This window comes from Streptomyces sp. NPDC032472 (assembly GCF_040636955.1).
Taxonomy (GTDB): domain Bacteria; phylum Actinomycetota; class Actinomycetes; order Streptomycetales; family Streptomycetaceae; genus Streptomyces.
In genome coordinates this window covers 72,725-86,198 of the sequence record NZ_JBEZVK010000016.1, presented here as the reverse complement: position 1 = coordinate 86,198, position 13,474 = coordinate 72,725, and the positions used below count along the sequence as shown (strand labels likewise).

The window sequence follows — 13,474 nt, the reverse complement described above, 5'->3', positions numbered from 1 at the left end:
GAGTGCGCCGGTCGGACCCCGAGGGCCCGACCGGCCGGGCGGGGGCCGGCACCGCACCGCCGCGCCGGCCCCTTGCCCCCTGCCGGGAGAGCACCGTGTCCCACCACCCCGACGAGAGCGGACCCGACCCCGTCGAGCCCCCGCTCGTACGCCCCTACCTCGCCCCCTCGGCCGCCCCCTCGGCGGCCCCCTCGGCCGCCCCCTCGGCCGCCCCCTCGGCGGCCCCCTCGGCGGCCCCCTCGGCGGCGCCGGCGGAGGCGACCGCGCCGCTCTGGCCGCAGTCCGGGCCGTTCGACCCGGAACCCGGTCAGGCGGAGCCCGCCGCACCTGCCCCGGTGCTCGGCTTCGCTTCCGCCCCGGCGCGGGACGGCCGCCGCAGCCACGCCCGCGGCCGGGAGCGGTCCGGCCTGCTCCCGTGGGCGGCCCTGGCCCTGGTCCTCCTCGGCGCGGCCGGCGGGCTGGTGTTCCTGCTGGGCGGCCCCGAGCCGGAGCCCGAAGCCCCGGCGGGGCGGCCCGACCTGTCCATCCCGCAGCTCCCGGCCCGCAGCATCGACGGCGCCGAGCCCTCGACGCAGGCGCCCGTACGCAGCTCCGCGTCCCCCTCGTCGCCGAGCCCCTCCCCGAGCCCGTCCGCGAAGCCGACGCCGACGGCCGGTGCTCCGGCCCCCGCCCAGGCGGCCGCCAAGTCCGGGACGCTGCGCATGGGCGACCGCGGGGCCGAGGTGAGCGCCCTGCAGCAGCGGCTGTACGGGCAGGGGTTCACGTACGTTTCGGTCACCGGCGTCTACGACGGCCAGACCAAGCGCGGCGTCGCGCAGCTCCAGCGCGACCGGGACATCAAGGGCGACCCGACGGGGGTCTACGGCCCGGCCACGCGGGCCGCGTTCGGCATCTGAGGCACCGCCGGCGAACGGCGTCGGGCGGCGTCGGGCGGTGTCGGACGGCTTCGGATGCGGTGGACGCGGTGGACGCAGCCCGGCCCGGCGGCCGGCCGCGGGGCAGGCTAGCAGCCGGAAAACGGCTGGACCAGCGCAAATGCCCGGGCGGAGAGTGGGCGCCGAGCGGCATTCACGACCGCCGCAGTCCGAGGAGGCGCCACATGTCCACCCTGAAGGTCACCGTCGAGGAGCTGACCGTCCACGAGCACCCGAACGCCGACGCGCTGGAGCTGGCCCAGGTGGGCCTCTACCGCGCCGTCGTCGCCAAGGGCGCCTACCGCAGCGGGGAGTTCGCGCTCTACATCCCCGAGCAGTCCGTCCTGCCCGCCGGGCTGATCGAGGAACTCGGCCTGACCGGACGCCTGGCCGGAAGCTCCGCCGACCGGGTCAAGGCGGTCCGGCTGCGCGGCGAGCTCTCGCAGGGCCTGGTGTGCCGGCCGAGCGCCCTCGCGGACGTGGACCTGGCGCAGGCGGCCCGGGAGGGAACGGACTTCGCGGAGCTCCTCGGCATCACCAAGTGGGCACCGCCCGTCCCCACCACCATGAACGGCGAGGTGGAGGCCGCCCCCGACCTGCTGCCGTGGGTCGACATCGAGAACCTCCAGCGCTACCCCCACATCTTCGAGGCCGGCGAAGAGGTCGTCCTCACGGAGAAGCTCCACGGCACGGCCTGCCTGGTGACGTACTGCGCGCAGGACGGCCGGGTCCTGGTCTCCTCCAAGGGCTTCGGCTCCAAGGGCCTGGCCCTGAAGGAGGACGAGCGGAACCTGTACTGGCGGGCCGTCCGGGGCCACGGCGTGCCCGAGGTGGCCGCCAAGCTGGCCGACCGGCTGGGTGCGACCCGGATCGGCGTGTTCGGCGAGGTGTACGGGGCCGGCGTACAGGACCTGGCGTACGGGACCGATGCGCGGGCCGCGGGGGAGGCGCCGGGCTACGCCGTGTTCGACGTGTCCGCCGAGATCGACGGGCAGGTGCGCTGGCTGGACCCGGCTGGGCTGTTCGCGGACGGCGAGCTGCCGCTCGTACCGCGGCTCTTCGCGGGCCCGTACGACCTCGACGCCGTGCTGGAGCTGGCGAGCGGCCGGGAGACGGTGTCCGGGCGGGCGGTGCACCTGCGCGAGGGCGTCGTCATCCGCCCGGCGGCGGAGCGGTACAGCCCGGTGGTCGGCGGCCGGGCCATCGCCAAGGCGGTCAGCCCGGCGTACCTGACGCGCAAGGGCGGCACGGAGTACGAGTGACGGCCGCGCCGGGCCGGTCCCGCGTACGGGTGCACCGCGCACGGGTGCCGCCCGGCGCCGTCAGACCAGGCGGGCGCCTCCGTCGACGTGCAGGACCGTGCCGGTGACGAACGGGTTGCCGACCGCGTACAGCACCGAGCGCACCACGTCGTCGGGGGTGCCCGTCCGGCGGGCCGGGTTGCGGGCGGCCGCGCCGCGCAGGAAGGCATCCTTGTCCGGGCCGAGCCGGTCCCAGGCCCCGGAGTCGACGATGCCGGGGGAGACCGCGTTGACCCGCAGCGGGGCCAGCTCGACGGCGAGCGCCTCGACGAGGAACGCCAGCGCGCCGTTGGCCGTGGCCATGACGACCCGCTCGGGGGCGGGCCGCCAGGCCGCGACCCCGGAGAAGAACGTGAAGGAGCCGCCCTCGTTCATCCGGGCCGCCAGGTGCTTGGCGAGCAGCAGCGGGCCGAACACCTTGGCGGCGAACGCCCGCTGCACGTCGGCGAGGTCGAGGCCGGAGACGGGCCCGTTGGCCGGGGCGGCCGCCGTCGAGACCACGTGGTCGACGCGGCCGGCAGCGGCGGCGAGCTCGGCGACCGCGTCCTCGTCGGTGAGGTCGGTGGGCCGCACCAGCGCCGGGCGTCCGGCCAGTGTGGCCGCGGTCGCCTCCAGCCGGCCGGCGTCCGGCCCGGCCAGGACCAGCTCGGCGCCCGCCGCCGACGCGGTCTGCGCCAGCCGGCGCCCGATGTGCGAGCCGGCGCCGATGACGACGATCCGCCGGCCGTCGAGCGAGTCCTGCAGGAGAGCGGTGTTCATGGGGGCGTCCTTGCGTGTGCGGAGGGGTGGTGGCCCGGCGGCCCGAGGCGGCCGGCTTTGATCACGACTCTCGCCCGGCTGGGCACCATACGTCCAAGACTTGGTTTCTACCGCTGCCATAACCTTTGTTCATGGCAACGCTGCGTCAGCTCGAATACCTCGTCACCGTCGTGGACACCGGCTCCTTCACCCGGGCCGCCGAGCTGCTGCACGTCTCCCAGCCCGCCCTGTCCCACCAGGTCCGCGCGCTGGAGCGGGACGCCGGCGGGCCGCTGCTGGAGCGGCTCCCGCGGGGCGTCCGACTCACCCCGATGGGGCGCGCCATGCTCCCGCACGCCCGCGCAGCCCTCGCCGACGCCGAACGGGCCCGCACCGCCGCGCGCCGTGCCGCGGGCCTCGACGGCGGCGAGATCCAGGTCGCCGCCGTCTACTCGGTCACCCTCGGGCTGCTGCTTCCCGTACTGCGCATCTGGCACGAGCGCCATCCGCGGACCCGCGTCCGGCTGCTGGAGTTCCCGCACACCGACGCCCTCACCGCCGCCATGGCGGCCGGGGCGGCGGACCTCGCCGTCGGGCCCGCGCCCGGCGCCTGGGACGGCCCGGTACGGGAGTTGGGGCACGAGGAGTTCGTCGTCGCCCTTTCGGCGGTGCCGGGGGCGTCCGGCGGGGACCCGGTCCCCGGTCGGGTGCGGCTCGCGGACCTCGCCGACCGGCCGTGGGTGCACTACGCCCCGGGCAACGGGCTGGCCGAGGTCGTGGACCGGGCCTGCGCCGCCGCCGGCTTCCGGCCGCAGGCCGCCGTACGGACCGAACAGACCGCCGCGGCCCCGCTGTTGGCCGCGGCCGGGCTGGGGCCCGCGCTCGTGCCCGAGAGCGTCCTGCCGCCCGGTTTCGCGGGCCGTGTGCTGCGGCCGCAGCCGCCGGTGCGCCGCCTGCTGGCCGCGTACACGCGCCCGGACCCCGACCCGCTCACGGCGGCCTTCCTGGGCACCCTCACCGAGACCGTCCCCCTCGCCCCGGCGGACGGCGCCTGACGGGCGCGGGTGCGGCCGCGCCACGCCCGCCGCGCTTGCCGTCGTCGGCGCGGCCCTTCGTGGTGGGATGTCGGCAAGGTCGATTCCACCAGCTCACGAGAGGTCGGGCCGATGTCCCAGGAGCGTCAGCAGGACACCATGCGGGCGATGGCGTACGAGAGGTACGGCGGGACGGAAGTGCTCTTCGAGACCAGGCTGCCGCTGCCGAAGGTCGGGCCGGGCGAGGTCCTCGTCAAGGTCAGGTACGCTGCGGTCAACCCCGTCGACTGGAAGATCATGGCGGGCGGGCTCGACGGCCTGATGGACGTCATGTACCCGGTGGTCCCCGGCTGGGACGTCGCCGGAACGGTCGAGCGGCTCGGGATCGACGTCCCCGAGTTCTCCGTCGGCGACGAGGTCATGGCGTACGCGCGCAAGGACTACGTGCACGGCGGGACCTTCGCCGAGTACGTGTGCGTGCCCGTACGCGCCCTCGCGGCCAAGCCGGCCTCGCTCGGCTGGGCGGAGGCCGCCGGGCTGCCGCTGGCCGGGCTCACCGCGTACCAGCTGCTCACCCGGCTCGCCACCGGCAAGGACGACACCGTGCTCATCCACGGTGCTGCGGGCGGCGTCGGGTCGATCGGGGTGCAGATCGCCCGTGCGCTGGGCGCGCGCGTCATCGGCACCGCCTCGCCGCGCAACCATGACCGGCTGCGCGAACTCGGGTGCGAGCCCGTCCAGTACGGGGAGGGGCTGGTGGACCGGGTCCGGGCGCTCGCCCCCGACGGCGTCACCGTCGCCGCGGACTTCGCCGGCGGGGTCCTCGACGTCACCCGGGAGGTCCTGGCCGAGGGGGGCCGCCACGCCTCCATCGCCGACCACACCGTGCTCGGCGCGGGCGGGCAGTGGATGTGGGTGCGGCCGGTGGGCAGCGACCTGGCCGAGCTGGGCCTCTTGGCGGACGCCGGGCAGCTCAAGGTCACCGTCGCGAAGACGTTCCCCTTGTCGGAACTGGCCGAGGCCTTCGCCCTCAACCAGGAGGGCCACACGGCCGGCAAGATCGTCATCGAACTCTGACGGCGGCTCCGCCCGGAGCCCAGCGCCGGGCCGCCTGCGCCCGGCCGCCCTGTTCGGGCGGCCGGCGTGGGCGGCCGGGGCGCGCGGCCTCCGGCACGGGTGGCCGGGATGGGCCGGTTCAGCCGAGCGTGGGCACCGCCCCGCACTCCGTGCGGGCCACCTCGACCCCCGGCAGGTCCGCGCACCAGCCGGCCGCGATCTCGGCCAGGCGCGCCGCGTCCGGCGGGTGCGTGCCGAGCCCGATCGCGTAGCGGGCCGAGGCGGGCGAGGCCTCGAAGGGCCGCGGCCAGGCGTGCACGTCCCGTACGCCCGCTTCGTCGAGCGCGCCGAGCAGCGCGCGCACCCGCCCCCGGGTCCGCCCGAGCACCTCCTCGAACTCCGCGGCGGACGCTGCCCGCACCTCCACCACGGCCCACGCCGCATGCCGCCGGTGCAGCGGCACCGCCCCGGGCAGTCCGGCCCGGCCCGTGGGATCCGCCTCCAGGTGCTCCCAGGCCTGGTACAGCTCCTGGGCGAGGAGGTCGCGGAAACCCGGGAGGACCTGGGCGGTGCAGGTGCGGACGGGGGCGGACGGGGTGAGGACCGTGAGCGGGTCCGAGGTCGCGTGCGGCTGCGCCGGTGTGGCGGTCAGCGTGATCGGGTCGTGCCAGTCCCAGGCGGCCCAGGTCCCGAAGAACTCCCGCAGCAGGGCCGCGGGGGAGAGGTCCGCGGCCCCGCGGACCGTGCGGGCCGCGAGCACCGCCCAGGCCAGGCCAGGCAGCCCGCCGAACGGCGCCGAGTCCAGGCCGCGGGCGCGGGCCCAGGCCTTCACCTGCCGGGCCAGTACGGCGAACGCCGCCTGCCGCGGGCCCTCGGCGCCCACGAAGCCCCGTACCGCCTCGGCGTCGCTCACCGCGCTCAGCGCGATCGCCGCCGGCCCGCCGAGCTCCGCCCGCCGCTCCACCGCCCGCGCCGGATCCACCGCACCGGTGGCGACGACCACCAGGTCCACGTCCAGCCCCTCGGCCCGCAGCCGCAGTCCCGGCACCCGGGCGCCCGTCACCTCCCGCAGCCGCTCGGCCTGCGGGAGGGCCGCCGCGACCCGCTCGCGCACCTCCGAGATCCGCGCCGTGCCCGGGAGGGCGGCCACCAGGTCCAGGTCGGCCCCCGGCAGGGCGCAGCCCATCCGGCGGGATCCGGCGAGGTGCACCACACCCCCGCCCAGGGCCTGCGCGATGCGCTCGGTGACCTCCCCGGCCTGCGAATCCCCCGAGCGGTCGGCGCCCTGCGCCGAGGTGCCCCCGGGGCCCGGTTCCGGGAGCCACCGGACCGTGCCGGTCCCCAGTTCCACCGTCGCCCGTACGCGCATCGGTTCGTCCCCGCGGCGCGAGAGCACCGCCAGCTCCCCGACGCGTGCCGCGCTCCCGCCGTTGCCCAGCCGGGCCGCGAAGTCCGCCACCGCCCGCTGCGGATCCCGGCTGCGGCCGAGCGTCAGGTGCGGGGTGAAGCCGTCTCCGCGACCCCGGCACCCGGGGAACCGCTCGGCCAGCGCCTGCCGCAGCTCCTGCCAGGGGGCTTCGCCGGCCGCCGCCGGGTCCAGCCACACCGTGGCGTCCTCCCGGTGCCCGAAGCTGTGCACCCCGGCCAGCCGCACCGGGAACGGTTCCCGGCCCGCGGCCACTTCGGCCAGCAGCGGCAGCGCCTCCTCGAAGGAGGACTCCGGCACGAACCCGAACAGCAGGTTCACGTGCGCCGGCCACCGCAGGTAGCCCGGGTCGTGCCCCCGCCGCAGTTCCTCCACGACCGGATCGTGCGGCGGCAGCCAGGCCACCGCAGTCCGCGCGGTCGCCGGCACGTCGAGCACCGCGGCGCGCTCCGCGCCGTCGTCCGGACCGGCGAACTCCACCGTGGCCTCGACCCCGTAGTGGTCGGAGATGAACAGGCCCTCCGCGGCGGGCGAGTCGCCCCGCAGGGCGGCCCGCCCCACCCGGGCGCCGGCCGAGCGCAGCAGGATGCGGTCCAGCCGTCCGGGCCGGCCCGACAGGGATCCCACCGCGGCCAGCGGATTGGCCAACGGGTCGAAGGTCGGCGTGTCGTCCTGCGCCCCGTGCACCTCGCTCCAGGCGTCCCGCATGGCCAGTGCGGCCGCCGGCCCCTCGGCCCCGCTGCGGCCGTCGTTGAAGTCGCCGAGCAGCACCACGTCGGCCTCGACGCCGCTGAACCCCTCGGCGATCCGGACCAGTTCGGCGCTGCGCCGGTCCGCCCCGTTCTCGGTGTGATCGCTCGTCAGGTGGACGGAGGCGACGACCAGCGGCCCGGCCGCCGTGCGCACCGTCACGGCGGAGACGGCCTTGTACGGTCCGAGCACGTGCAGGCCCGCCTCCGCCACCGGCAGCCGGCTCAGCACGAGCAGTCCGCTGGAGGCGACGTCCTTGCCGCCCGGGTCGGTGCCCGCCGTGTACCGGGCCCGCACCCACGGCTGCGCCAGCAGCAGGACGAGCAGCTCCGGTTCGACCTCCTGGAGCGCGATGACGTCGGCGTCGGCGGCCTCCAGCGCGGCCAGCAGCAGGGGCCTGCGCCGGGCGGTGTCGATGTGCGCGGCGTCGTACCGGTCCCACAGGGTGTTCCAGGTCAGCAGCCGCACCCGCGACGGCGCGTCCGCCGCGTTTCCGCCGGCCCGCCCGGCCGCGGCCGTGCTGCCTGCCCGCCCGACGTGGGGCGCCCGGACGGCGTCCTCGGCGGGCCGCCAGGCACCACCGCCCGCCGGGTCCCACGCGTACGGGGTCCGCGGGGTGAAGAACGGGGCCCGCAGCAGGCGCGGTTCGCGGACCCGCCCGGCCGTGGTGGAGTCGATCCGGTCGGTCCCGGTGGCCCGGTCCCAGACGAGCTCGCCGTCCGCCTCGACGAACAGGACCCGGTGCCAGGGGATCTCCCCGCCGGGCACGAAGGAGTGGAACGGCACCCGCTTCGGGGCCGCCCCGCGCTGGTGCAGCCCGATCACGAACCGCGCCGGGTCGAAGCGGGGGTCCCACTGGATCTGGTGGTAGAGCTGCTCACTTGTACGCATCAGCCGGCCCCGCCGTTCTCGCCGTCCGTGGTTCCGGGGGTCCCGGTGGTGCCGGTCGTCCCGAGGCTGCCCGCGGTGTCCTCGACGGTGCCGCCCGCGCCGATGTAATGCGTACGGTGCGCCTGCGCCGCGCCCGGATACGGCGGGCTGAACCGGTGCAGCTGGAACGTCAGCACCTGCGCCGGCACCGGGTGCGGACGCACGCCGTTGCGCCGGACCAGCTCCGCCTCCTCGACCAGCACCACGGCCTGGGTGACCAGCGCGTCCCGGCGGGCCGCGACCGCGCCGGCCAGCCCGCGCTGCTGCCCGGTCAGGGAGGTGGCGTCCCACACCACGGTGCCGCCGGCGGCCAGGGCCGCGTCCAGCCGGTCCAGCCCCTCGCGCAGCACGTCCGCGTTGGCCCGCTGGTCGGCGCGGGAGCCGCGGGCGGTGCGCAGGTCGTCCAGGCTGATGTACGCGGCCACGCCCGGCAGGCTCCGGGCGTACGTGCTCTTGCCGCTGCCCGAGGGGCCGCACAGCTGCACCAGCCGCGGGAAGCCGCCGTCCCGCCAGCGCCAGGTCGCGGCCACCGCCTCCTCGGGGGTGGAGATCCCGCCCCGCCCGAAGGCCTCGCGGGCCTCCGCCCAGCACCGGTCGGCCGCGTCCGCGTCCAGCCCGGCGAGGGCCGTCCGCAGCCCGGCCCGCAGCGGGCCCAGGGGGTCGGGACCGAACAGCCCCTCCTCCTGCGCATACAGCGCCGACCACTCCACGCACTCCCGCGCCTCGGCATCCGCCGGGTCCCCCGCGGGCCCGCCCGCGGCCGCGGCGAGCGCGTGCAGCACCCCGAGGTCGGCCGCGGCGGCCATCCGGACCAGCCCGGCCCGGCGCTCGGCGTCCGGGAACGGCCGTCGCAGCCGCGGGTACAGCCCGACCAGGTCGGCGACGCGCCGGGCCAGCGGCATCCCGGCGGGGCCCGCCGCCAGCCGCGCCGCGATCCGGGCGCGGGGCGCGCGGTGCAGTACGGCGGCCAGGACCCCGGCCAGGCGGGCGTCGCCGGTACGCCCCAACGCGTCGAGCCGGCCGGTCACTTCGGCGACGACACCCTCATCGGACCCGCCCGGACCGCGGGCCTCCGTGCCGACGGCTGCCCCCATGCCGACGGCGGCAGACAGCGCGGCCACGTCCGGCTCGGAGCCCGACCGCACGGCCCAGAGGGCGGCCTGCGGGCCGAGCCCGTTCGGCACCACTGCGGCGTACATCCAGTGCGTATCGGTCTGTACGTGGCCGCTGCGGACCCACTTGGCCACGCACCGGCCGAAGTCTGCGCGGGCGAAGCCGTCGGTGGTCCGCACGACGTACCCCTCCTGCCGGGCGGTGTCGAGCCGCAGCCTGCGCAGCGCGCGCTCGTCGAAGACGCCCCGCCACAGCACGCGCGGCACCGGAATGCCGAGACCGTGGAGGTAGCGCACCGTCTCGTCCCAGTCCAGGCACTCCTCGCCGTCCCACACCGAGAACCCGTAGAACCAGCTGTCCAGGTCCTCGTACGGGAGGGAGTGCCGCGCGTACAGGTTCTCCCCGCAGATCCGCCGGCCGGCGGGTATGCCGGCGCCGATGCGGCTCTGCAGGCCCTTGACCCAGGCCCGGGACGGGTGGTGGCCCGAGTCCAGGGAGCGGGCGTGCAGGCCGTCCGCGTACAGGGTGGTGTTCTCGCCGTCGAGCTTCTCGGTGACCACGACCTCGCGCCCGGCGAACCCCGCGAGGGAGCCGGCCCGCACGTCGTCCGCGGCGGCCCCGGGCGACCACGGCAGATGCGGGGTGCGGGGGTAGTGGGTGCGCATGGGGCGGCTCCTGCTCGACGACGCGGTGCCTGGTCACTGTAGGTATCCGCAAGCCCCCCGCTCCACCCATTAAGCCCCTGGTCGGCACCGGGATGCGAGCAGCGGCCAGCGCACCGCGGCCTCAGCGGCACAGGGCGACGATGGACGGGGACACCGTGCCCTTGGCCGCCTCGCAGAGGGAGGCCATGTCGTAGCCGTGGCCGGGGGCCGGGAGCGGTGCCTTGGGCCGTTTGCGCGGCTGGGCCGGCGGTTTCGGGGCTCGGCGGTCCGGCGGCGCGGGGCGGTCGGCGGCCCGGCGCGGCGGCGGCCGGTGGTCGTCGTGCCGTACGGCGGGCGGCCGCGGGGGCTCCGGCTCCGGTTCCGGGTCGTCGGAGGAAGGCGGCGAGGGCGAGGACGTCGGCAGCGGCCCCAACGGCAGGGCCTCTACCGCCTGTTCGCCACGGGCCGCGCCCTCGGACGCCACCGGCCCGTGCGGCCGTACGGTCACGCACCCGGTGGTCAGCGCCAGCGCGGCAAGAACGAACGGCAGGGGCAGCACGACCCGACGTAACTCCATCCGCCCACCCTGCCCGACGGGAGCCCCCGCCGCCCAAGCCGTCACGCGTACGAGTGAGTCCATTGCCGACCGGGCCATGCTCGGCTCTGTTCGGGGCCTGCCGGAAGCAAGGAGGACTGAAGGAGGAGAGGACTGAAGGAGGAGCAGAGGGGGGACTGGATGTCGAGGCGGCACGCTCGCGGGCGGTGTCGCCCGTGGTGGCCCCCGCGCCCGTGGGGGCGGGGGTACGGCTGCGGCGTCTGGCCCCCTCGGCCCCGCCTGCGGGGCCCTGCCCGGGCGGTCGTGCTCCGGGCGGCCGGACCTGCCCCGGATGCCGCGGTCGGGGTGGTCCTCACGTGGTCGGACCGGAGGGGTTCATTCCGCCAGTCCGCACGGAGACGGTACCAGGACCCCGCGCCGAAAGGTAATGGGGAGGTGTGGGTTTGGTAAAGGGAGCGTTGGGAATCGGGTCGCCGCGGCCGGGGAAATCCGGCCTCCGCGGCCCGCGGTCCCTCAGCATGGGGGCATGAGCGACAGCGCGATCACCTACACCCTCTACATCCAGGCCGATCCCGCCCGGGTCTGGCAGGCCCTCACCGAACCGGCGTACACCCGCCGCTACTGGGGCCTGACGTTCGAGACCGACTGGGCGGTGGGCTCGCAGATGGAGTGGGTGGAGCGCGGAGCCCGGACCCGCGACCCCGAACAGGTCGTGCTCGACTGCGTCCCGGACCGCAGGCTGTCGTACACCTGGCACACGTTCACCCCGGAGTGGGCGGCCTCGGCCGGGGTCGCCGAGGAGCTGCGGGCGGAGCTGGCCGGGCAGCCGCGCACGAAGGTGACGTACGAGATCGAGCCGGTCGGCGACACCCTGACGCGGTTGACGATCCTGCACGAGGGCTTCGAGCCGGGCAGCACCCTGATCGGCATGTGCGGCCGGGCCTGGCCGATGCTCGCGTCCAGCCTGAAGACCCTGCTGGAGACGGGGGCGCCGCTGCCCGAGCCGCCCGCCGGCCCCGCCCCCGAACCGATGGGCTGAGCCACCCTGCCCGTCGGCCGCCTGCGGCGGTCGTGTGGAATGGGCCGTATGGGGACAGCAGAGAACCTGATACGCCAGGGGGCCGGTCCGGCGCAGGGCGACGAGGGGGCGGCCCAGCCCGAGCACTGGCGCTACGCCCGGCACCTCGAAGCCCTGGCCGCCGTGGCGGCCGCCGGTGGGACCGGTGCGGGCGCCGAGGCCGCGGACCGGGCCGAGGCCGAGGCCGTATCCGCCGTGCTGCGCGATCCCGACCCCGTGATGGCCGAGAGCGCAGTGGTCACCCACCTCGACCGCCGCGCCGCCCAGCTCCTGGACGACCCCCGCTTCCCCGGCTGGGCCCGCGCCCTCGGCGCCGCCCTCGGCGGCCGCGCCTTCCCCGCCCGCCGGCTGCGCGAGTGGACCCTGCTCAAGACGATCGGCCGCGGCGAGCCGTGGTCGGCCGAGGACCTCACCGGCGCCTCCGACTGGTGCCAGCGCACCGCCGCCCAGCTGCTCACCTCGTACGAGGCCCTCAGCCTGCTCGCCGCCTCGGCCCGCACCCGCCGCGTCCGCAACGCCGCCGCGGGGCGCCTGCGCCGCCGCACCCTGACGGCCTGAGGCGACGCGCCGCGGCGCGAAGAGCGCCCGGGCCTACGGGTGTTCACCCGTAGGCCCGCCCGCCTCGGCATGTGGAAGGCGCCCCGGGCACCGCCCGTTTCCCGGCCCGGCGTTGTGGCGTTCCTGCTCGAACTTCAGCTCTGTGGAGAGGAGTTGTACGCCCTCCCCGGCGTCGGCCTTGTCCGGCCGCTCGTTCGGCGGGCTCGACGCGGGGGCGAATCTTGGCAAAAGGGGCAAGACGGAGAGGTGGAGGCCGAGGATTTCACTCCTCTGCCCCATGGTCTCGTCATTCACCCATTCGGAGGTTTAAGGTCTGGCTACCTGGCCAGGTATCAGCGCCGATCCCATGCCACCCACTGGAGGCTGCTCTCCGTGTCGCACGTTACGCAAGCTCCCGTCACCGTCCCCGACGGCGAGCCGGCCCTGCCCGTTCCCACGGCCTACGGCCAGGTCGACGGTTGGTTCTCCGACTACGACCAAGCACTGTTCGACTGGTTCCTGACGCACCAGAACGACAGCGGGCACGAGCCGGGCGATCTCCTCGAGCTCGGTGCGTTCATGGGGAAGAGCGCGATCTTCCTCGGGGAGTACCTGCGGGACGGCGAGGAGTTCACCGTCTGCGACCTCTTCGACTCGCCCCCGCCGGACGAGTCCAACCTCGCGGAGATGCAGGACTCGTACCCCACCCTGACCCGCCGCGGGTTCGAGACGAACTACCTGGCCTTCCACGAGGCCCTGCCGACCCTCATCCAGGCCCCGACCTTCGTGGTCGCCGACCGGGTGCGCCCGGCGAGCTGCCGGTTCGTCCACATCGACGCCTCCCACCTCTACGAGCACGTCGTCCAGGACATCGCCTCCTCGAAGAAGGTGGCCGCCCCGGGCGCGGTCGTCGTCTTCGACGACTACCGCTCCGAGCACTGTCCCGGCGTCGCCGCCGCGGTCTGGGGCGCGGTGGCCACCGACGGCCTGCAGCTGATCTGTGTGTCGGCGTCGAAGCTGTACGCCACCTGGGACGACCCCGCCCCCTACCGCTCGGCGCTGCTCGCCTGGCTGGAGGGCCGCCAGGACCTGTGGCACGGGGTGGACATCGTGGCGGGGCAGTCGCTGGTCCGCATCGGCGACCACGGCGCCGTCCCGCCGCAGCAGCCGAAGCCGCTGCGCCCGGCCCCCGAGCCCGTCGCCCCGCCCGCCGTGCCGGCGCCGGTGCAGCGGCCGCGGCCCGGCGCGGCCTGGCGCAAGCTGGCCAAGGACCTGCTGCCGCCGGTCGTCACGCGGGCGATCGTGGCCCAGCGGCGCAAGCGCCGCTGATCTGCTGATGCGCTGATCTGACGGCCTGCCCGAACGCGCGCGGTGCCGGCCCCCCGTACGTGGGAGGC

11 protein-coding genes are annotated in these 13,474 nt (G+C 76.3%); 7 read left to right on the top strand and 4 right to left on the bottom strand.

Annotated elements, in window-relative coordinates:
- Window positions 1–95 precede the first annotated feature (95 nt).
- Together AB0F11_RS13215 and AB0F11_RS13210 are read left to right on the top strand one after the other, a co-directional pair.
- Window positions 96–896 carry a peptidoglycan-binding domain-containing protein gene (locus AB0F11_RS13215; protein ID WP_362171768.1) on the top strand — a complete coding sequence of 267 codons (801 nt, stop codon included), beginning with the start codon at window positions 96–98 and terminating at the stop codon, window positions 894–896.
- Window positions 897–1,099: 203 nt separating this feature from the next.
- Complete coding sequence (locus AB0F11_RS13210) at window positions 1,100–2,176, top strand: RNA ligase (ATP) (protein ID WP_362171766.1); 1,077 nt, start codon at window positions 1,100–1,102, stop codon at window positions 2,174–2,176.
- 60 nt (window positions 2,177–2,236) lie between these two features.
- Here the strand turns inward: AB0F11_RS13210 and AB0F11_RS13205 are convergent, their stop codons facing one another.
- The gene (locus tag AB0F11_RS13205; protein ID WP_362171763.1) at window positions 2,237–2,974 is read right to left on the bottom strand and encodes an SDR family oxidoreductase; all 738 of its coding nucleotides are present in this window, start codon (window positions 2,972–2,974) and stop codon (window positions 2,237–2,239) included.
- Window positions 2,975–3,105: 131 nt separating this feature from the next.
- Here AB0F11_RS13205 and AB0F11_RS13200 point away from each other — a divergent pair, with 131 nt between their 5' ends.
- On the top strand, window positions 3,106–4,008 hold the full coding sequence (locus AB0F11_RS13200; protein WP_362171760.1) for a LysR family transcriptional regulator: 903 nt from the start codon (window positions 3,106–3,108) through the stop codon (window positions 4,006–4,008).
- Window positions 4,009–4,146: 138 nt separating this feature from the next.
- Window positions 4,147–5,064, top strand: coding sequence for an NADP-dependent oxidoreductase (locus tag AB0F11_RS13195; RefSeq protein WP_362171926.1), 918 nt, complete (start codon window positions 4,147–4,149; stop codon window positions 5,062–5,064).
- A gap of 118 nt (window positions 5,065–5,182) precedes the next feature.
- On the opposite strand, the gene AB0F11_RS13190 is transcribed toward AB0F11_RS13195, so the two are convergent.
- From AB0F11_RS13190 to AB0F11_RS13180, 3 genes are all read right to left on the bottom strand, one after another.
- The gene (locus tag AB0F11_RS13190) at window positions 5,183–8,110 is read right to left on the bottom strand and encodes a poly(A) polymerase (protein ID WP_362171757.1); all 2,928 of its coding nucleotides are present in this window, start codon (window positions 8,108–8,110) and stop codon (window positions 5,183–5,185) included.
- Window positions 8,110–9,927 (bottom strand): RNA ligase family protein, encoded by a 1,818-nt coding sequence (locus AB0F11_RS13185; protein ID WP_362171755.1) that lies wholly within the window; start codon window positions 9,925–9,927, stop codon window positions 8,110–8,112. Before AB0F11_RS13185 ends, AB0F11_RS13190 begins: the two co-directional genes overlap by 1 nt.
- Window positions 9,928–10,048: 121 nt before the next feature.
- Entirely contained in the window at window positions 10,049–10,483 is a 435-nt protein-coding gene (locus AB0F11_RS13180; protein WP_362171752.1) for a hypothetical protein, read from the bottom strand.
- Window positions 10,484–10,988: 505 nt separating this feature from the next.
- On the opposite strand from AB0F11_RS13180, the gene AB0F11_RS13175 reads away from it, so the two are divergent.
- The 3 genes from AB0F11_RS13175 (at window position 10,989) to AB0F11_RS13165 (ending at window position 13,406) form a co-directional block, all read left to right on the top strand.
- Window positions 10,989–11,501, top strand: coding sequence for an SRPBCC family protein (locus tag AB0F11_RS13175; RefSeq protein ID WP_362171749.1), 513 nt, complete (start codon window positions 10,989–10,991; stop codon window positions 11,499–11,501).
- A gap of 48 nt (window positions 11,502–11,549) precedes the next feature.
- Window positions 11,550–12,098, top strand: coding sequence for a hypothetical protein (locus AB0F11_RS13170; RefSeq protein ID WP_362171746.1), 549 nt, complete (start codon window positions 11,550–11,552; stop codon window positions 12,096–12,098).
- 423 nt (window positions 12,099–12,521) lie between these two features.
- On the top strand, window positions 12,522–13,406 hold the full coding sequence (locus tag AB0F11_RS13165) for a class I SAM-dependent methyltransferase (protein ID WP_362171923.1): 885 nt from the start codon (window positions 12,522–12,524) through the stop codon (window positions 13,404–13,406).
- The last annotated feature ends 68 nt before the right edge of the window (window positions 13,407–13,474 follow it).